Annotated in this window: 15 protein-coding genes; 10 read left to right on the forward strand and 5 right to left on the reverse strand. The window is 61.9% G+C overall.

Features of this window, described 5'->3' with window-relative positions; genetic code table 11:
• The first annotated feature begins 45 nt into the window (after nt 1-45).
• The 5 genes from ACR0FC_RS10250 (at nt 46) to ACR0FC_RS10270 (ending at nt 6,130) form a co-directional block, all read left to right on the forward strand.
• The gene (locus ACR0FC_RS10250; protein WP_170340345.1) at nt 46-1,617 is read left to right on the forward strand and encodes a Re/Si-specific NAD(P)(+) transhydrogenase subunit alpha; all 1,572 of its coding nucleotides are present in this window, start codon (nt 46-48) and stop codon (nt 1,615-1,617) included.
• 13 nt (nt 1,618-1,630) lie between these two features.
• Nucleotides 1,631-3,085: an NAD(P)(+) transhydrogenase (Re/Si-specific) subunit beta gene (locus tag ACR0FC_RS10255; protein WP_093964877.1), complete on the forward strand. Its 1,455-nt coding sequence runs from the start codon at nt 1,631-1,633 to the stop codon at nt 3,083-3,085.
• A 98-nt stretch (nt 3,086-3,183) separates the two neighbouring features.
• Nucleotides 3,184-3,540, forward strand: a complete 357-nt coding sequence (locus ACR0FC_RS10260) for a VOC family protein (RefSeq protein WP_170340346.1) — start codon at nt 3,184-3,186, stop codon at nt 3,538-3,540.
• A gap of 106 nt (nt 3,541-3,646) precedes the next feature.
• The gene (locus tag ACR0FC_RS10265; RefSeq protein ID WP_170340348.1) at nt 3,647-4,924 is read left to right on the forward strand and encodes a DUF3422 family protein; all 1,278 of its coding nucleotides are present in this window, start codon (nt 3,647-3,649) and stop codon (nt 4,922-4,924) included.
• Nucleotides 4,925-4,993: 69 nt separating this feature from the next.
• Nucleotides 4,994-6,130, forward strand: a complete 1,137-nt coding sequence (locus tag ACR0FC_RS10270; RefSeq protein ID WP_170340349.1) for an MFS transporter — start codon at nt 4,994-4,996, stop codon at nt 6,128-6,130.
• A 7-nt stretch (nt 6,131-6,137) separates the two neighbouring features.
• On the opposite strand, the gene ACR0FC_RS10275 is transcribed toward ACR0FC_RS10270, so the two are convergent.
• The 3 genes from ACR0FC_RS10275 to ACR0FC_RS10285 all read right to left on the reverse strand — a co-directional run bounded on the left by ACR0FC_RS10275 (nt 6,138) and on the right by ACR0FC_RS10285 (nt 9,919).
• A complete protein-coding gene (locus ACR0FC_RS10275; protein WP_093964881.1) occupies nt 6,138-7,118 on the reverse strand; it encodes an ABC transporter permease in 981 nt (326 codons plus the stop codon).
• Nucleotides 7,111-8,118 carry an ABC transporter permease gene (locus ACR0FC_RS10280; protein ID WP_170340351.1) on the reverse strand — a complete coding sequence of 336 codons (1,008 nt, stop codon included), beginning with the start codon at nt 8,116-8,118 and terminating at the stop codon, nt 7,111-7,113. Before ACR0FC_RS10280 ends, ACR0FC_RS10275 begins: the two co-directional genes overlap by 8 nt.
• A 94-nt stretch (nt 8,119-8,212) precedes the next feature.
• Nucleotides 8,213-9,919, reverse strand: coding sequence for a peptide ABC transporter substrate-binding protein (locus ACR0FC_RS10285; RefSeq protein ID WP_093965071.1), 1,707 nt, complete (start codon nt 9,917-9,919; stop codon nt 8,213-8,215).
• A 282-nt stretch (nt 9,920-10,201) separates the two neighbouring features.
• Between ACR0FC_RS10285 and ACR0FC_RS10290 the strand changes: the two genes are divergently transcribed.
• Genes ACR0FC_RS10290 through ACR0FC_RS10310 form a run of 5 tightly spaced genes read left to right on the forward strand, consistent with a single transcriptional unit; the run spans nt 10,202 to nt 16,785 of the window.
• Nucleotides 10,202-12,022: an ABC transporter ATP-binding protein gene (locus tag ACR0FC_RS10290; protein ID WP_170340352.1), complete on the forward strand. Its 1,821-nt coding sequence runs from the start codon at nt 10,202-10,204 to the stop codon at nt 12,020-12,022.
• Nucleotides 12,023-12,027: 5 nt separating this feature from the next.
• Entirely contained in the window at nt 12,028-13,194 is a 1,167-nt protein-coding gene (gene argE / locus ACR0FC_RS10295) for an acetylornithine deacetylase (protein ID WP_170340354.1), read from the forward strand.
• A 55-nt stretch (nt 13,195-13,249) separates the two neighbouring features.
• Complete coding sequence (locus tag ACR0FC_RS10300) at nt 13,250-14,416, forward strand: M20 aminoacylase family protein (protein WP_170340356.1); 1,167 nt, start codon at nt 13,250-13,252, stop codon at nt 14,414-14,416.
• A 16-nt stretch (nt 14,417-14,432) separates the two neighbouring features.
• Complete coding sequence (locus ACR0FC_RS10305) at nt 14,433-15,596, forward strand: M20 aminoacylase family protein (RefSeq protein WP_170340358.1); 1,164 nt, start codon at nt 14,433-14,435, stop codon at nt 15,594-15,596.
• A 25-nt stretch (nt 15,597-15,621) separates the two neighbouring features.
• The gene (locus ACR0FC_RS10310; RefSeq protein ID WP_170340360.1) at nt 15,622-16,785 is read left to right on the forward strand and encodes a M20 aminoacylase family protein; all 1,164 of its coding nucleotides are present in this window, start codon (nt 15,622-15,624) and stop codon (nt 16,783-16,785) included.
• 39 nt (nt 16,786-16,824) lie between these two features.
• Here the strand turns inward: ACR0FC_RS10310 and ACR0FC_RS10315 are convergent, their stop codons facing one another.
• The gene (locus tag ACR0FC_RS10315; RefSeq protein ID WP_170340362.1) at nt 16,825-18,135 is read right to left on the reverse strand and encodes a 3-deoxy-D-manno-octulosonic acid transferase; all 1,311 of its coding nucleotides are present in this window, start codon (nt 18,133-18,135) and stop codon (nt 16,825-16,827) included.
• Nucleotide 18,136: 1 nt separating this feature from the next.
• A complete protein-coding gene (gene moaA / locus ACR0FC_RS10320) occupies nt 18,137-19,144 on the reverse strand; it encodes a GTP 3',8-cyclase MoaA (RefSeq protein ID WP_093964889.1) in 1,008 nt (335 codons plus the stop codon).
• Between the last annotated feature and the right edge of the window lie 10 nt (nt 19,145-19,154).

Genomic DNA, 19,154 nt, shown 5'->3' on the forward strand with positions numbered 1-19,154 from the left:
ACCGACCACCCGCTCGGTCAGAGTGAAAATTAGGGGGACTTGCCGGTGAAAATAGGCACGCCAAAGGAAATACTGAAAGGCGAGAACCGGGTCGCGATGACTCCGGAGTCAGCCGTGCAGCTGCAGAAATTGGGCTACGAATGCGCCATCGAGAAGGGGGCCGGTGCTGCCGCCGGTTTCTCGGACGAGGCTTACGAGGCCGTCGGGGTGGAAATCGTCAAGACAGCCGCCTCTTTGTGGAAATCGTCGGACATCATCGCCAAGGTGCGCGTGCCCACCGAGACCGAAATGAAGCGCCTGACCAAGGGCAAGACGCTGATCTCGTTCTTCAACCCGGCAGGGAACGAAGAAGGGATGGAATTGGCGAAAGCCAAGGGCGCCAATGTCATCGCGATGGAAATGGTGCCCCGCATCAGCCGCGCGCAGAAGATGGACGCTTTGTCTTCGATGGCCAACATCGCCGGGTACCGTGCGGTGATCGAAGCGGGCAACAACTTTGGCCGTTTCTTCACCGGCCAGGTGACGGCCGCGGGCAAGGTGCCGCCGGCCAAGGTTTTGATCGTTGGTGCCGGCGTGGCAGGTCTGGCCGCCATCGGGACGTCGACGTCGCTTGGCGCGATCACCTATGCGTTCGATGTGCGCCCCGAGGTCGCCGAACAGGTCGAGTCGATGGGCGCCGAATTCGTCTATCTGGACTTTGAGGAAGAACAGCAGGATGGCTCGGCCACCGGTGGGTATGCTTCCGTTCAGTCCGAGGAGTTCCGCAATGCTCAGCTGGCCAAGTTCCGCGAGCTGGCGCCCGAGATGGACATCGTTATCACTACGGCCCTGATCCCCAACCGCCCGGCCCCCAAGCTGTGGCTTGAGGATATGGTCAAGGCGATGAAGCCCGGCTCGGTCATTGTAGACCTTGCGGCCGAGCGTGGAGGCAATGTCGAAGGCACCGTGCCGGATGAAAAGGTCGTGACCGACAATGGCGTGACCATCATCGGCTATACCGACTTTCCCAGCCGGATGGCGGCTCAGTCTTCGTCGCTTTATGCGACCAACATCCGTCACATGATGACTGACCTGACCCCCGACAAGGACGGTCAGATCAATCACAACATGGAAGATGACGTGATCCGTGGCGCGACCGTCACCTACGAAGGTGAGATCACATTCCCGCCACCACCGCCCAAGGTGCAGGCCATCGCGGCCAAACCCAAGGCCGAGGTCAAGGAACTGACGCCCGAAGAAAAGCGCGCGCAAGAGATCGCGGCCTTCAAGGCGCAGACCAAGCAGCAGGTTACCCTGCTGGGCGTGGGCGGGGCGCTGATGCTGTTGGTGGGGCTGGTGGCTCCGGCCAGCTTCATGCAGCATTTCATCGTCTTCGTGCTGGCCGTTTTTGTGGGCTTCCAAGTGATCTGGAACGTCAGCCACAGTCTGCACACACCGTTGATGGCGATCACCAACGCGATTTCCTCGATCATCATCGTAGGCGCGTTGATGCAGATCGGGTCGGGGTCTTTCCTCGTCATTCTGCTGGCGGCGCTGTCGATCTTCATGGCCGGGATCAACATCTTCGGCGGTTTCCTCGTAACCCGGCGCATGCTCGCCATGTTCCAGAAATCTTAAGGAGGCCGGGCACATGGAATTTGGCTTCACCACTGCCGCCTATGTCGTTGCGGCTGTTCTGTTCATCCTTTCGCTCGGCGGCCTGTCGAACCAGGAAAGCGCCAAGCGCGCGGTATGGTACGGCATCGTCGGCATGGCGCTGGCGGTGTTCGCCACGCTGGTCGGCCCCGGGTCGGGCCTGTGGCTGCTGTCGCTGCTGCTGATCATCGGCGGTGGTCTGATTGGTCAATACGTGGCGCAGCGCGTCCAGATGACCGAGATGCCGCAGCTTGTGGCCGCCATGCACTCGCTGGTGGGTCTGGCGGCGGTTTTTGTCGGCTACAACGCCCATTTTGAGATCAAGAACGTCGCCGAAGTCTTTGCGATCGTTGACGCGGCCAAGGATGCCGACCTGTCGGATCTGGGGGCCTTCGCGAAACTGATCGCCAAGAAAACCCCGGCCGAGCTGGCCATTCTGCATGTCGAGCTGTTCCTGGGCATCTTCATCGGTGCGATCACCTTTACCGGTTCGGTCGTGGCCTATGGCAAGCTGGCCGGCAAGGTCACCTCGGCGGCCACCAAGCTGCCGGGCGGGCATGCGCTGAACGCGGCGGCGGCTGGCCTCTCGCTGATCTGTCTGATTTGGTACACCGCTTCGGGTGGCTTCTTCCCGCTGTTCCTGATGACGCTGGCGGCGCTGTTCATCGGTTATCACCTGATCATGGGCATCGGCGGTGCCGACATGCCGGTGGTGGTTTCGATGCTGAACAGCTACTCGGGCTGGGCCGCGGCTGCGATCGGTTTCTCGTTGGGCAACGACTTGCTGATCGTCGTCGGCGCGCTGGTCGGCTCGTCGGGCGCGATCCTGTCCTACATCATGTGCAAGGCGATGAACCGTCACTTTGTCAGCGTGATCCTGGGCGGCTTTGGCGGCACTTCGGGGCCCCAGATGGAAGTCGAAGGCGAACAGGTGGCGATCGACGCCGACGGTGTTGCAGCAGCGTTGAACGATGCCGACAGCGTCATCATCATCCCCGGCTACGGAATGGCGGTGGCGCAGGCGCAGCAATCGGTCAGCGAACTGGTCCGTAAGCTGCGCGCGAAGGGCAAGAATGTGCGCTTTGCCATCCACCCCGTCGCGGGCCGTCTTCCGGGCCACATGAACGTGCTGCTGGCCGAGGCCAAGGTGCCCTATGACATCGTGCTGGAAATGGACGAGATCAACGACGATTTCCCGGAAACGGATGTGGCGATCGTCATCGGCTCGAACGACATCGTGAACCCTGCGGCGCAGGAGGACCCGAACAGCCCCATTGCCGGGATGCCGGTTCTGGAATGCTGGAAGGCCAAGCAGGTGATCGTCTCGAAACGCGGGCAGGGCACCGGGTATTCGGGCATCGAAAACCCGCTGTTCTACAAGGAAAACACCCGTATGTTCTATGGCGACGCCAAGCAGTCGCTGGACAAGCTGCTGCCAATGATCGACTGATCCGTGGCTCATATCCTTGGAAAAGGCGCCTCTCGCGGGCGCCTTTTTTCGTTTCAGGGTATGATGCCGTATCAACCCCCAACGGCAGGAGGTGTTCCATGCAGAAGGTAAACGGCATTGGCGGAGTGTTCTTCCGCGCCCGTGATCCGAAGGCTCTGTCGCAATGGTACGAGGCCCATCTGGGCGTCAATCACTATGACCCGGTCCCGTGGAAGCAGCGCGAAGGCTACACCGTGTTTGCCCCTTTCGCCGCAGACACGGACTATTTCGGCGATGCGGCGCAACAATGGATGATCAATTTCCGAGTCGACGATCTGGCGGCCATGGTCGACCAACTGAGTGCGGCTGGAATCGAGGTGGAGACCCGTGACGAATGGAACAGCGAGATCGGAAAATTCGCCCGCTTGCACGACCCCGAGGGCAATCCCATTGAGCTCTGGCAGCCAAATCAATGAGATAGCCGGCTTGTATACCGCGGTATCCATGTAAGTATATGAAATAAAAAGATAATTGATGAAATGCTTCGGTGTCGTATAGTGCCCGGAACACAAGGAGCCGCTCATGACGCCAATCGAGGATCATCCGCTGCGCTATGCGCTGGCCAATGAATTGCACGCGCGGCCGTTCCCCGTGGCGCAGGCGCCGTGCACGGTTGTATTCCTTGCGATCAAAAAACCGGTCGCCGCGGTGGCGCGCGACCGAGCCAAAGATATGGCTCACCTGATCGACCTGTTGGACCGCCACGGGGCGCAGCATCCGCAGCCCGATGCCACCCACTATGCCGGCCAGATCGGGCGGCATTGGTTGAAGTGGGAGCACCACACTGAATTCGTGACCTATACGGCCATCACTCAGAATGTCAGCGAGCGCGCGTTCAACCCCGCCGATTTCGAAGTATTCCCCCCCGACTGGCTGATGACCAGTCCAGGCCAGCGCGTGACCTCGATCATGCTGCGGGTGGTGCCGCGCCCGGATGACGGGGCCACGCAAGCCGCGCTGGCAGATTGGTTCGAGCCGGAAAGCCTGGCGGTGTCGCGGGTGCTGGACGACTCGGCGATCTGCGCCAGCGATTTTCGCATCGACCCGGCAGGCCACATGCGGTTTGCCCTGTTCGTGTCCGAGGGGACCGGGCGCAGGCGCACCGGCCGGATCATCCAGCGCCTGTGCGAGATCGAGACCTACAAGGCGATGTCCATGTTGGGCTTTGCCCGGGTCAAGGCCCTGATGCCCCAGATCGGCGAGTTGGACCGACAACTGACCCAGTTGATGGGCGAGATGACCAAGGACACGACCCATCCCGACGATCTGCTGCCGCAATTGCTGGCCACCTCGACCGAGCTCGAGACGTTGTCGGCGCGTTCGGCCTTTCGCTTTGCCGCGACGGGGGCCTATGAGGCCATCGTGCACCAGCGGATCGAGGCGCTGCGCGAGGATCGTTTCCACGGGCGTCAGACATTCGCCGATTTCATGATGCGCCGCTATGACCCGGCCATGCGCACGGTCAAGGCAACCGAACGGCGGCTGCAGGCACTTTCGGACCGGGCCATTCGCGCCGGTGACCTGCTGCGGACGCGCGTCGATGTCGAGCGCAGCGCGCAGAACCAGGCCTTGCTGGAGAGCATGGACCGCCGGGCGGATCTGGCGCTGCGATTGCAGCACACGGTCGAAGGTCTGTCGGTGGTCGCTATCAGCTATTACGCCGTGTCGCTGGTCAGTTACCTGCTGTACCCGTTGACCAATGCGGGGATCAGCAAGGGGATGCTGACCGCGGGCGTGACGCTGCCTGTAGTGGCGCTTGTCTGGCTGGCCGTGCGCCGCATCCGCCGCAAGCTGGAATAGCGCGGCTTGCCAACCGGCGCGCGGCCTGTATTTCTGCGAGGCAGATATTTCGCAGGCGGGGCAGGTTTCATGATCGGATTGGTTTCAGCCTGGCGGGCCGTGGCCGCCATGTTCATCCTGAACGGCGCCCTGTTTGGGATCTGGGCCTCGCGCATTCCAGCCGTCCGTGACCGTCTGGGGCTGAGCCACGAGGAGCTTGGTTATGGCCTGTTGTTCATGGCAGCCGGCGCGGTGTGTTCCTTTCCGGTCACCGGACGCCTGACCGACAGGTTCGGCGCGGTGACCGTGACGCGGGTGATCGCGGTCCTGTACACAGCCTCACTGATCCTTCTTGCGGCCGCCGACAGCTTCGCCATGCTGGCTGCGTTCCTGTTCATCTTCGGGGCCTTCCACGGCTCGATGGATGTGGCAATGAACGCCTGGGCCGCCGAGGTCGAACAGGCCTATGCCAAACCGGTGATGTCCTCGTTTCACGCGATGTGGAGCCTCGGCGCCGGGTTGGGTGCGCTCAGCGGTTATGGCGCGGTTCAGCTGCAGCTTGACGTGTTGCCGCATTTCCTGCTGGCCGGCGGGGCAACCGTCGCGCTGGCGCTTGCCTTGTCCTGGGTCCGATGGACGTCGCGGCGGGTGCAGTCCGACGGCAACGCGATCTTTGCTTTGCCCAGCGGCGTTCTGGTTCTGGTCGGGCTGACCGCGATGTGCGGCGCGTTGGGCGAGGGTGCAGTGGCTGACTGGAGCGCCATCTTTCTGCGGGATGTCACGGGGGTGGCTGAAAGCGTTGCTGCCTTGGGCTATGCCGTCTTTTCGGTGTCCATGGTTGCCGTGCGGCTGCTGGGCGGCCTCGTGATCGCCCGGTTCGGCCCGGTGCCGGTGGCCCGGGTCAGCGGAGCCTGCGCCGCCGTCGGCGTGTTCCTGGTGGTATCGGCCGGCGGCGCGGTCGGGGCGCTGGCTGGATTCGCGATGATGGGTGTGGGCTATGCGGTGATCATGCCGCTGGCGTTCAGCCGGGCCGCGAACGACCCGCATGTCCCGCCGGGGCAGGCCATCGCCAGTGTGGCCACTTTGGGATACGGAGGTTTGCTGATCGGTCCGCCGCTGATCGGGCTTCTGGCAGGTATCCTGTCACTGCGGCTGGCCTTTGCCGTCCTGCTGCCGCTGGCAGTGGTGATCGTGGTGTTGGCCGGCGCGCTCAGGCGCGCCGACTGACTTTGGTTCAGCGTCCGCGGATCCGCGGATCGAGCGCATCGCGCAGGCCGTCGCCCAGATAGTTCACGCTGAGAACGGTCAGCGAGATCGCTAGGCCGGGCCAGAACACACGCTCGGGGTATTGCTGCAGATAGTCGACACCATCGAACAGCAGCCGGCCCCAGGTGGGGAAATCGGGCGGGAAGCCCAGCCCCAGGAAGGACAGCGCGCTTTCGGTGATGATCGCCGTGGCGATGCCCAGCGTGGCCGACACCATGATCGGCGACAGCACGTTGGGCAGGATGTGCCGGGTGATGATCTGCGTGTTGCTTGTGCCGATCGAGCGGGCAGCCAGAACAAACTCGCGTTCCTTGATGGCCAGCACGTCGCCGCGCACGATCCGCGCCGTAGGCATCCACGAGGTGATTCCGATGGCGCAGACGATCAGGATGAAGATCCCGCGCTCGAGCCCGAACGCAGCGGACAGAGGCTCGCGGAACAGCAGCATCATCACCAGCAGCAGCGGCAGCAGCGGCAGGGCCAGGAACAGGTCAGTCAGGCGCATCAGCGGCCCGTCCAGCCGTTTGAAGAACCCGGCAACCACGCCGATGAACGACCCCAGGAACAGCGCCAGCAGCATCGCAGTGATGCCGACCGAGACCGAAGTCTGCCCCCCCGACATCATTCGCGCCATGATGTCCCGGCCCAGCTGATCGGTGCCGAACGGGTGGGCCCAGCTGGGCCCCTGGTTGCGGGCACGGATGTCGATCTGGGTCGGGTCGATGGTCCACAGGAACGGGCCCAGGTAGACGGCTGCGACGATGAAGATGAACAGCATTGCGCCGATCATGGCGCCCTTGTGGGTCTTGAACTGGTCCCACACGTCGCGCCACTGGCTGCGGGGCGGGGTGGTCAGTTCTTCCATTACATCGGCAGTCGGCAAGGCCGTCGAGGCCGGCGCAAGGCCCTCATCAGGGACCAGCGTGTCTGATTGATTGTGATCAGTCATAGCGGATCCTCGGGTCCAGAATGCCATAGAGAACGTCTGCGATCAGGTTGAACAGGACGATCAGCACGGCAAAGATGAAGGTCAGCGTCTGCACCATCGGCAGGTCATTGGCCTGAATGGCGCCGATTAGCAGCTGGCCGATGCCGTTCACCTTGAACACCTGCTCGGTGATGATCGCGCCACCAAATATCGCCGGGATCCCTAGGGCGATCACGGTGACCACCGGGATCATCGAGTTGCGCAGGACATGCACCATGACGACGGTGTACTCGCTCAGGCCCTTGGCGCGAGCAGTACGGACGTAGTCCTGGTTCAGGTTGTCCAGCATCGAGGCGCGCATGAACCGGCTGAGCTGCGCGGTGATCTGCAACGCCAGCACCATCACGGGCATGATCATCTGTTTCAGCTGAACGACGAAGCTGTCCCAGTCATTGACCACATGCGTCGTGTCATAGATCGACGGGAACCAGCCCAACTGGACCGAGAAGATCACGATCACCAGCACCCCCGAGAAGAACGGCGGAACCGAGAAACCGACCATCGACACGAAAGTACCCATTTGGTCGAACCACGAATACTGGCGATAGGCCGAATAGATGCCGATGGGCAGCGCGATCAGGATGGCGACCACATAAGCGGTGCCGACAACCCACAGGGTCTGCGGGATACGCTGAACGACGATGTCCATGACGGGCGAGCGGGTCTGCCACGAAATCACACGCAGGTCACCTTCGGAAAAGGTGGTGCCAAAGATGTGGTCGACCAGAACCTGCGGTTCGATCCAGAAGAACTGCACGATCCATTTCCAGAACCGGACATGCATCGGCTGGCCGAGGCCAAGCGCCTCGCGCATCTTCTCTTTGACTTCGGGCGGAACGGTAAGCGGAACCTGTGCCATCGGGTCGCCGGGGGCGAGCTCGAGCAGCAGGAAGATGACGAGGCTGATGAACAAGAGCGTCGGAACGGCCAGAATCAGTCGTCGAATGGTGAAGTTGAGCATTAAGAGGCGCCTTTATATGCGTCTTCTTGTTGGTGGAACTTGCGAAAGACCGCGCCCCGATACAGATCGGGACGCGGCTGTGCAAGGCTAGCGCTTAGGAACCGGTCTTGCGGTACCAGTCAGCGATGTTCCACAGTTCGCTGTCCCACACGTTCAGGACGACACCGCCCAGAGTGTTGGCGTGGGCCGACAGACGACCACGGTGGACCAGCGGGATCATGCCGCCGTTCTGAACCATGATGTCGTTCAGCTGCTTCGCGATTTCGGCGCGCTGCTCCAGACCGGCGGTCTGCGCCAGTTGGGCGTGCAGCTTGTCGAACTCTTCGTTGCAGAAGCGGCTGATGTTCTCACCCTGCCACTGGGTCTCGGGACGCGGTGCCTTGTCGCAAAGGCCGTTGCCCAGATAGCTTTGCGGGTCGGTGCCGTTGAAGGTGTTGGCGTACATTTCAACGTCCGCATAGAACTTCTGGAACGTGTCGGGCGAGCCCGGGTCACCACCGAAGAAGACCGAAGCGTTGATGTTGCGCAGTTCGGTTTCAATGCCGATCTGGCTCCACCATTCCTTGATCAGCGCCTGGAAGTCCTGGCGGACAGCGTTGGTCGAGGTCTGATAGACAATCTTCAGCGGAACGCCATCCTTCTCGCGGACGCCGTCGCCGTCGGTGTCGACGATGCCGGCATCATCCAGAAGTTTCTTGGCGCCTTCGATATCCTGCGTGTCGCAGGTCATCGAGGTCGAGTTGAACGCAGCCGGAGCCGGTACCCAGTTGCAGGTCACTTTACCCGCCTGGCCATAGCCGATCTCAACCAGCAGCGGGCGGTCGATTGCCATCGACATAGCCTTGTAGACCGCCGGATCCTGCAGGAACGGGTGCGGGTGCTTGGCCGTCGAACGCTCGCCTTCCGGCAGTTCGGGCGACGGGTTGGTCTGGTTCAGCATGATGCGCTCGACCAGCGGACCAAAGCCTGCCACCGGAGTGCCTTTGCCGCCTTCCTGCATCTGCGCGATCACTTCGGGCGCCAGCTGCAGGTTCCAGGCATAGTCGAACTCGCCGGTTTCCATCACGGCGCGACCGGCCGCGGTCGCATCGCCGCCGCCCTTGAAGGTCACGGTTGCGAAGGCCGGTTTCGCCGGGTCACGATAGTTGTCGTTGGCCTTGAAGGTGATCACGTCGTTCGGCTTGAACTCGGTGACGACAAACGGGCCGGTGCCGATCGGGTTGAAGTTCTGCTCGGTGCATTCCGGAGCTTTCGCGCCCATGCAGTCCGCGAACTGAGCTGCCTGGATGATCGGGCTTTCGCCGCCGACGAACGGACCGTAGGGGAACGGGGTCGGCTTGTCGAAAGTGACCTTGACGGTCAGATCATCCACAGCTTCGACGCTGGTGACGCCTTCGAACTTGGTCACCTGCGCACAGCCACCTTCGGGGTCCATGCAGTAATCGGCGGTGAATTTCACGTCGGCCGAGGTGAACGGCGTGCCATCCGACCAGGTGATCCCCGGAGCGATCTTCCACGTGATCGAGGTGAGATCCTCGCTCACACCGCCGTTTTCGACGGTCGGGATTTCGGCTGCCAGATAGGGCACCATGTTGCCGTCTTGGTCGTAGCGTGCCAGGGGTTCGATCACCAGCGAGGCCGCTTCGACGTCTTTGGTGCCGCCCGACAGGAACGGGTTCAGGATCGAGGGTGCTTGCCAATAGATGATGCTGACGTTGCCGTCCGATCCGCGCTCGGCCATGGCCATCGGGGCCATCGCCGTGCTTGCAATCGCACCAAGCAAAAGGGTTTTGATTTTCATCATACACTCCTTGTTGGACACATTCGTGTCTCGATTTTCTCCGCAAGGCCTGCGGATTTGGCGTTGCCGTGCCGGGCTCAAGTCGCTGAAACAAAAGACAATTGCGCAAATGTCTGCGCACTACGCCCAATTTCTCGGCACGGTTACGCGGGGTATCGAAACAGAGTTTGCAGAAATTGCAAGCCTTGCCGCAGCGAAACTGGCAATGCGTTTGACTTTTCCTGTCAGCCCGCCTTAGCGTTCGGCAATCAAAACACTCATGCAGCCAAGGGGAGCGCTCGCGTGCTGGATCAGCCTATCGCCCAGATCAGGGAACTTCGGGTCGAATTCCAAACCAAGGATGGGCCCGTCGTCGGGGTCGAGGACGTCTCGTTCGAGGTCCGTCCGGGCGAAACCGTTTGCATCGTGGGCGAATCGGGGTCGGGCAAGTCCGTGTCTTCGCTGTCGTTGATGCGCCTTGTTGAATTTGGCGGGGGTGAGATCGCCGGCGGACAGCTGATTTTCGACCGTACCGACGGAACCGAGCTGGATTTGGCCAAGACCGATCAGGACCTTATGAAGCAGATTCGCGGCAACGAAATCGGGATGATCTTTCAGGAGCCGATGACGGCGCTGAACCCCGTCTTCACGGTTGGGCGACAGCTGACCGAAGGGTTGCGGATTCACAAGGATATGTCCAAGTCCCAGGCCGAAGCACGGGCCCTGGAACTGCTGAAACAGGTCCGTATCCCCGAACCCGAGCGGCGGCTCAAGCAGTATCCGCACGAATTGTCGGGTGGGATGCGCCAGCGGGTTGTGATTGCAATGGCCATGGCCTGCGAGCCGCGCCTGCTGATCGCCGATGAACCCACCACGGCGCTGGACGTGACGATCCAGGCCGAGATCCTCGCTCTGATGGATCGGCTGAAGCGTGAAACCGGCACGGCGGTCATGTTCATCACCCATGACATGGCCGTGGTCGCCCAGATGGCCGACAGGGTCGTCGTCATGTACCGCGGCAACAAGGTCGAAGAGGGCACCGTCACCGAGATTTTCGAGAATCCCCAGCATGACTACACCAAGGCTCTGCTAGCCGCGGTGCCCAAGCTGGGTGAGATGCGCGGAAAGTCCGCCCCCGAGCCGATGAAGTTGTTGGGTGTCGAAGGACAGAAGATCGCCCCGATTCCCGGAACCGAGGAAGTTTTGCTGTCAGTCCGGAACCTGACCACGCGGTTCCCGGTCAAAGGCGGGATCCTGCGCCGCACCATTTCGAATGTGCATGCGGTTGAAGATGTCTCATTCACCCTGAACAGAGGGCAGACGTTGAGCCTTGTTGGGGAGTCGGGTTGTGGAAAATCCTCGGCCGGCCGCTCGATCCTGCGGTTGATAGAGCCGATGGCCGGCGAAATCAGTCTTGATGGTGTGGACATCATGAAGCTGGAACAGAAGGGCCTGCGCAAGGCCCGTCTGGATATGCAGATGATTTTTCAGGACCCATTCGCATCGCTGAACCCGCAGATGCAGTTGGTTGATCAGGTGGCCGAGCCGATGCGCAACTATGGCGTGGCATCGGGGTCGGAACTGCAGGACCGGGTCGCACAGCTGTTCGACAAGGTGCACCTGCCACGCAGCTTCATGCGCCGGTTCCCGCACGAAATGTCGGGTGGGCAGCGGCAGCGAATTGCGATTGCCCGGGCGCTGGCCCTGAACCCGAAACTGATCATTGCGGACGAAGCCGTTTCCGCGCTGGACGTTTCTGTTCAGGCGCAGGTTCTGAACCTGATGATGGAATTGCAGTCCGAACTTGGCCTGAGCTATCTGTTTATCAGCCACGACATGGCCGTGGTTGAGCGGGTCAGCCACCACGTGGGTGTGATGTATCTGGGCCGGATCGTCGAACTGGGCCCACGGGCGCGTGTTTTTGAGAACCCGCAGCACCCCTATACGCAGGCATTGATGAAGGCGGTTCCGATCGCCGATCCCAATCAGCGCAAGTCGGAAAAAGATCTGAATTTCAAACCGATCCCGTCTCCAATTCACCCAATCGGCTATGAGCCTGCGCCTTCGGAATACCGCGAGGTCGAGCCGGGTCACTTCATTCTGACGACCGACAGCGGTTACTGACCCATATGCCACAGCGCCTGACTCCGCTTGAGATCATGACCAAGCTGATCTCGTTTCCCACCGTCAGCCGCGACAGCAACCTGCCGCTGGTCGACTGGGTCGAAGACTACCTGAACGGCCACGGTATCCGTGCCCACCGATGGCCGGATCCGGATCAGCCGCACAAGGCGGCCCTGTTTGCCCATGTCGGCCCCTGGGAGGAAGGCGCGGTCGTGCTTTCCGGTCACACGGATGTGGTGCCGGTGGACGGACAACCCTGGGACAGCGACCCGTTTGTCGTGACCGAACGGGACGGCAAGTATTTCGGACGTGGCACCTGTGACATGAAGGGCTTTGACGCCCTCGCCATCTGGGCGCTGGTCGAGGCGCAGTACGCCGACGTCAAACGCCCGCTGCAATTGGCGCTGAGCTTTGACGAGGAGGTCGGCTGCACCGGTGCGCCGCCCATGATCGTCGCCATGCAGGAGGTTTTGCCCAAGGGCTCGGCCGTGGTGGTGGGCGAGCCGTCGATGATGCAGGCCGTCACCGGCCACAAGGGCGGTTTCGGCTATGATACCCATGTGGTTGGATACGAGGTGCACAGTTCGATCATGCATACCGGTGTCAATGCGATCATGTATGCAGCGCCGCTGATCGACTGGGCAAATGCCCAGAACGACATCAACATGGCGGCGGACCCCAGCGACATCGCGGCAGTCTTTGATCCTCCTTGGACAACCTGTCACGTGGGCATGATCAAGGGCGGCACTGCGCACAACATCACGGCCAAGGATTGCCGTTTCATGATGGATTTCCGGGTCGTCCCCGGCGAGCAGGCATCGACGTGGAAAGAAGCCTATCTGGAACAGGTAAGAGCGGCGGAAAGGAAGATGCAGCAAGTGCATCCGGACGCCCATATCGAGGTGAAGGCCAGCTTTGCCGTTCCGGCGTTGGTCCCGGAAACCGATGGCGAAGCCGAGACGCTGGTGCGCGCCCTTACGGGCGACAACGCTACCCATGTCGTCAGCTATGGCACCGAAGCCGGTCAGTTTCAGGAAGCCGGATACTCGGCCGTGATCTGTGGGCCCGGGGATATCGCCCAGGCGCACCAGCCGAACGAATACATCACGATCGCTCAGTTCAACGCCGGCCATGACTTCATGCAGCGTCTGATCTACAAACTGGCGGCGTGACCCAAAAGAGGCACTGGAAACTCAGGATTTCAGTCAGAAGCTCGGAGAGTTGAACATGCCGGTCAAAAACAGACTTGCCGAAATGCACGCCGAGATCACCAAGTGGCGGCGGCACCTGCATGCGCATCCCGAGTTGATGTACGACGTGCATGAAACCGCCGGCTTCGTTGTCGACCGGCTCAAGGCGTTCGGTGCCGATGAAATCACGCCGGGTATAGGCAAAACCGGTGTCGTGGCCGTGATCCGAGGGCGGACGGACACGCAGGGCCGCGTGATCGGGTTGCGGGCCGACATGGATGCCTTGCCGATCAACGAGGCGACCGGAGTGGACTATGCCTCGACCGTGCCGGGCAAGATGCATGCCTGCGGGCATGACGGGCACACGTCGATCTTGCTCGGCGCTGCGCAATACCTTGCCGAGACGCGCAATTTCGACGGAACGGTGGTACTGATCTTTCAACCGGCTGAAGAAGGCGGGGCCGGCGGTCTGGCCATGTGCCGTGATGGGCTAATGGATCGATGGGGCATTCAGGAAGTCTACGGCTTGCACAACATGCCCGGCCTGCCTGTCGGAGAGTTCGCAATCCGGCCCGGCGCGCTGCTGGCGTCGTCGGACGAGTTCGAGATTGTCGTGACCGGCAAAGGTGGCCACGCCGCCGCACCGCATGAAGCCATCGACACAACCTTGGTCGCATCGCATATCGTGGTTGCGCTGCAATCGGTTGTATCCCGCACCGTCGATCCGATCCGACGGGTGGTGCTGACGGTGGGGACGTTTGAAACTGACAGCGTCGCCTCGAACGTGATTGCGCACACGGTCCGGCTGCAGGGCACGGTTCGCACACTGGACCCGGAATACCGTGGCATCGCCGAGGAGCGCGTGCGCCGGATCGCCGAAGACACAGCCTCGGCTTTTGGCGCCAAAGCCCGCGTGACCTGGACGCCCGGCTACCCGGTGACGGTGAATTCCGAAGCGGAAACGGCCTTCGCCGCCGAAGCCGCCGAGGCGGTGGCCGGCAAGGTCAATGACGCAACGGATCCGATCATGCCGTCGGAAGACTTCGCCTACATGCTTGAAGAACGGCCCGGAGCCTACATCTTCTTGGGGAACGGCGACACGGCCATGTGCCACCATCCCGAATACAATTTCGACGACCAGGCCATTCCGGCCGGATGCAGCTGGTTCGCCGAGCTTGTCGAACGACGAATGCCCATCGCCTGAAACAGGAAAGACAGTCATGCCGATCAAGAACCGTTTTGCCGAAATGCACCCCGAAATCACCGGTTGGCGGCGCGACATACATCAACACCCTGAAATTCTCTACGATACCCATCGGACCAGCGCATTGGTTGCCGAAAAATTGAAGGAGTTCGGTTGCGACGATGTCGTGACCGGGATTGGCCGGACCGGGGTGGTCGGTGTGATCAAGGGCAGGACCGACACCCAAGGCCGCGTGATCGGTCTGCGGGCCGATATGGATGCGCTGCCAATGCAGGAGCAGACGGGAGCGGAATATGCCTCCAAGACTGCGGGCGCCATGCATGCTTGTGGCCATGACGGTCACACTGCGATGGTTCTGGGCGCCGCCAAATATCTGGCCGAGACCCGGAACTTCGATGGGACCGCGATCGTGATCTTTCAGCCGGCCGAAGAAGGCGGCAACGGTGCTGAAGCCATGTGCCAGGACGGTTTGATGGACCGCTTCGGAATCCAGGAAGTCTATGCGATGCACAACGTGCCGGGCCTGCCGACCGGGCAGTTTGCCATTCGCTCCGGGCCTCTGCTGGCAGCGGCGGACGAGTTCGACATCCATCTTGAAGGCCGCGGCGGTCATGCCGCCAAGCCGCAGGAAACCGTGGACACGACGGTCATGCTGTCGCAACTGATCGTGGCCCTGCAGACCATCGTTTCGCGCAACGCCGACCCGATCTTGCAGGCCGTTCTGTCGGTCACTGCGGTCGAGACCTCGTCGAAAGCGTTCAACGTGATCCCGCAATCGGCCCGGCTGCGTGGCACCGTTCGCACCCATTCGAACGAGATGCGCGACCTGATCGAACAGCGGCTGAAAGAAGTTGTGCAAGGTGTCGCGGCGACCATGGGTGGCACCGCCACGGTGACCTACTCGCGCGGCGTTCCCGTCACGATCAACGCGGAAGAGCAGACTGGATATGCAGAATCCGCGGCAATTGCCGTCGGTGGCAGCTGTGCCGAGGCACCGATGGTGATGGGGGGCGAAGACTTCTCGTTCATGTTGCAGGAACGTCCCGGGGCCTTCATAGTCTTGGGAAATGGCGACAGCGCCGGGCTTCACCACCCCGAATACGATTTCAATGACGAGATCATTCCGATCGGATGCTCGTGGTTTGCAGAAATGGTCGAACGCCGGATGCCGGTGGCCTGAGATTTTTTAAGGAGAGAAGACGAAAATGCCAGTGAAGAACCGCTTTGCCGAATTGCAGGATGAAATCACCGCCTGGCGGCGTGATATTCACGAGAATCCTGAAATTCTGTTCGATACGCATCGCACCAGTGCGCTGGTCGCGGAAAAGCTGAAAGAATTCGGCTGCGACGAGGTGGTCACGGGGATTGGCCGCACCGGAGTGGTCGGGGTGATCAAAGGCAAGGCCGACACCAAGGGGAAGGTGATCGGATTGCGGGCGGATATGGACGCTTTGCCGATCCACGAGGCGACGGGGTTGGACTATGCTTCGAAAACGCCGGGTGCGATGCATGCCTGCGGCCATGACGGCCACACCGCCATGCTGCTGGGGGCGGCCAAATACCTGTCCGAAACGCGCAATTTCGACGGAACCGTCGTTGTGATCTTCCAGCCCGCCGAGGAGGGTGGCGGCGGCGGCCGCGAAATGTGCGAAGACAACCTGATGGAGCGTTGGGGCATTCAGGAAGTCTACGGAATGCACAATTGGCCCGGTAAGCCTGTGGGCAGCTTCTCGATCCGTCCGGGGGCGTTCTTCGCGGCAACTGACCAGTTCGATATCACTTTCGAAGGTCGTGGCGGTCATGCCGCCAAACCGCACGAAACCGTGGACACCACTGTCATGACTGCGCAGGCGGTTTTGGCGTTGCAGACCATCGCGTCGCGCAATGCCGATCCGATCGATCAGGTCGTTGTTTCGGTCACCTCGTTCGAGACCTCGTCGAAGGCGTTCAACGTGATCCCGCAGAAAGTGCAGATCAAGGGCACCGTGCGCACGATGAGCAAAGAGATGCGCGACCTTGCTGAGCAGCGCATCAACGAAATCTGCTCGGGCGTCGCCGCGACATTCGGCGGTACTGCCGATGTCAACTATATCCGGGGCTATCCGGTCATGATCAACAGCGACGAGCAGACCGAGTTCGCCGCCGAGGTCGCCCGCTCGGTTTCGGGGGCCTGCGAGGAGGCGCCTTTGGTCATGGGCGGCGAGGATTTCGCCTACATGCTGGAAGAGCGCCCCGGCGCCTATATCCTGGTCGGCAATGGCGACACGGCGATGGTTCACCACCCGGAATACAATTTCAACGACGAGGCGATCCCTGCCGGGTGCAGCTGGTGGGCCGAGATCGTCGAACAGCGGATGCCCGCAGCCTGATACCGTGGCGGGGGCGCAGGCCCCCGCTGCCGCTTGCGGTCAGGGGCCTGCGTCCTCAAGATCCAGTTTGTCGCACAGCGTATCCACAATCGCATCAAGCGCCGATTTCTGGGTGTTCACGCAGGATTGCGCCGCCGCTTGCGCCGCTGCCAGCGCCGATTTGTCCGACAGCCAGAGCTCGACCGCCTTGGCCAACTCCGGCGCCGAAGCGACTTCGACCGCGCCGCCGCTGTCCACCAGCGGGGCAAATGTCTCGGCGAAATTGTAGTAACCCGGCCCGGTGATCACCGCGGCGCCAGCCTGCGCCGGCTCGAACGGGTTGTGGCCGCCAATCTCTTTCAGCGACCCGCCCAGAAACACGATCGGGCACAAAGCGTACCACGTTCCGGTTTCGCCCAGCGTATCGGCCACATAGACCTGCGTGTCGCCGGTGATCGGCTGCCCGGCGCTGCGCAGGGCGTGGCTTTGACCTGCGGCATCAATCAGGGCGCAGACCTCGTCCCGCCGTTCCGGGTGGCGGGGGATCAGCAGCAGCAGCAGGCCGGGCCAGCGGTTCAGCAATTCGGCATGGGCGGCCAGAACGGTCTCTTCCTCGCCTGCGTGGGTCGAGCTGGCGATCCAAACCGGCCGCGCGCCGATCTGCGCGCGGATCTGTATCAGCGTGTCTTGATCCACCGGCAGCGGATCGGACATGGCCTTGAGGTTGGTTCCGGGCTGCACCAGATCGGCGGGCGCGCCCATGGCGATCAGGTTTGCGGCCGTGCGGTCGTTTTGCGTCAGGAACAGGCGGAACTGGCTAAGGACAAAGCGGGCGGTGTCGGGGCGCTTCTTCCACCCGGCCACCGATTTCTCGGACAGGCGCGCGTTCAGCAGGGCCAGTGGTGTCCCACGCTGGGCGGTCTCGACGATCAGTCGTGGCCAGATCTCGCTTTCGACAAAGACGCCGGCATCGGGCCGCCAGTGATCCAGGAACCGCGCCACCGGGCCGGCGCTGTCCAGAGGGGGGTATTGGTGGCGGGTGCGCGGCGGCAGACGTTTTTCCACCAGCGCCGCCGAGGTCGGGGTGCCAGAGGTGATCAGGAACTGTGCATCCTCGATCCGTTCGCTCATGCGCCTGATAAGGCTCAGAACCGACAGGCTTTCGCCAACGCTGGCCGCATGGAACCAGATCAGCCGACCGTTAGGGCGGGGCAGACTCGCATGGCCCAGCCGCTCGCGCTGACGGATTTCGGAAACACCCGCCGATTGCAGCTTGGCGCGAACGGTGCGCCAGGCCAACGGCATGGCGATGGACGTCAACGCGCAGTACACACGGTACAGCGCCGTGGGTCGCCCCGACAAGTCTGACATGTCAGCCGCCCGTATGGCTCATGTGACGGCTCATCTGGCCGTCGATCTTCTGGCGGGAATAGTCAAAATCATGGCCCTTGGGCTTGAGGGTAATCGCCGCGCGGATCGCCTGTTCCAGCGGCTCTTCGCTGTTGGTGTGGTCGCGTAGGGGCGCGCGCAGGTCGGCCATGTCCTCTTGCCCCAGGCACATGTACAACTCGCCCGTACAGGTTAGGCGTACGCGGTTGCAGCTTTCGCAGAAATTATGGCTGAGCGGTGTGATGAAACCGATCTTTTGCCCGGTTTCCTCCAACCGGACATAGCGCGCCGGGCCGCCGGTGCGCTCGGCCAGATCAGTGACGGTATAGTGGTTTTCGTACTCGGCCCGCACGTCTTTCAGTGACCAGTACTGGTCCAGCCGATCCTCGTTGCCGATGTCACCCATCGGCATGACCTCGATCCAGGTCAGGTCCATGTCGCGCTCGGCGCACCATCGTGTGATCTTGGGCAGTTCTTCCTCGTTGAACCCTTTCAGGGCCACCGCGTTGATCTTGACGCGCAACCCGGCCTTCTGTGCGGCATCGATCCCGCCCAAGACCTGTTTCAAGCGACCCCAACGGGTGATCTTGGCGAACTTATCCTCGTCCAGCGTGTCGAGCGAAACATTCACCCGCCGCACCCCGGCGGCATACAGGTCGTCGGCGAACCGGGCCAGTTGCGAGCCATTGGTGGTCAGCGTCAGCTCTTTCAGTGCGCCGCTGTCCAGATGCCGGGTCATCGAGTCGAAGAAGCCCATGATCCCACGGCGCACCAGCGGCTCACCGCCGGTGATCCGCAGCTTTTCCACGCCCAGCCGGATGAAGGTCGAGCACATCCGGTCCAGTTCTTCTAGCGTCAGCAGCTCTTTCTTGGGCAGAAAGGTCATGTTCTCCGACATGCAGTAGACACAGCGGAAATCGCAGCGGTCCGTGACGGAGACGCGGAGATAGGTGATTGCGCGGGCAAACGGGTCGATCAGCGGAGCAGTCATGCTCAATAGG

The sequence above is a fragment of the Ruegeria sp. BB9 genome (assembly GCF_056539345.1).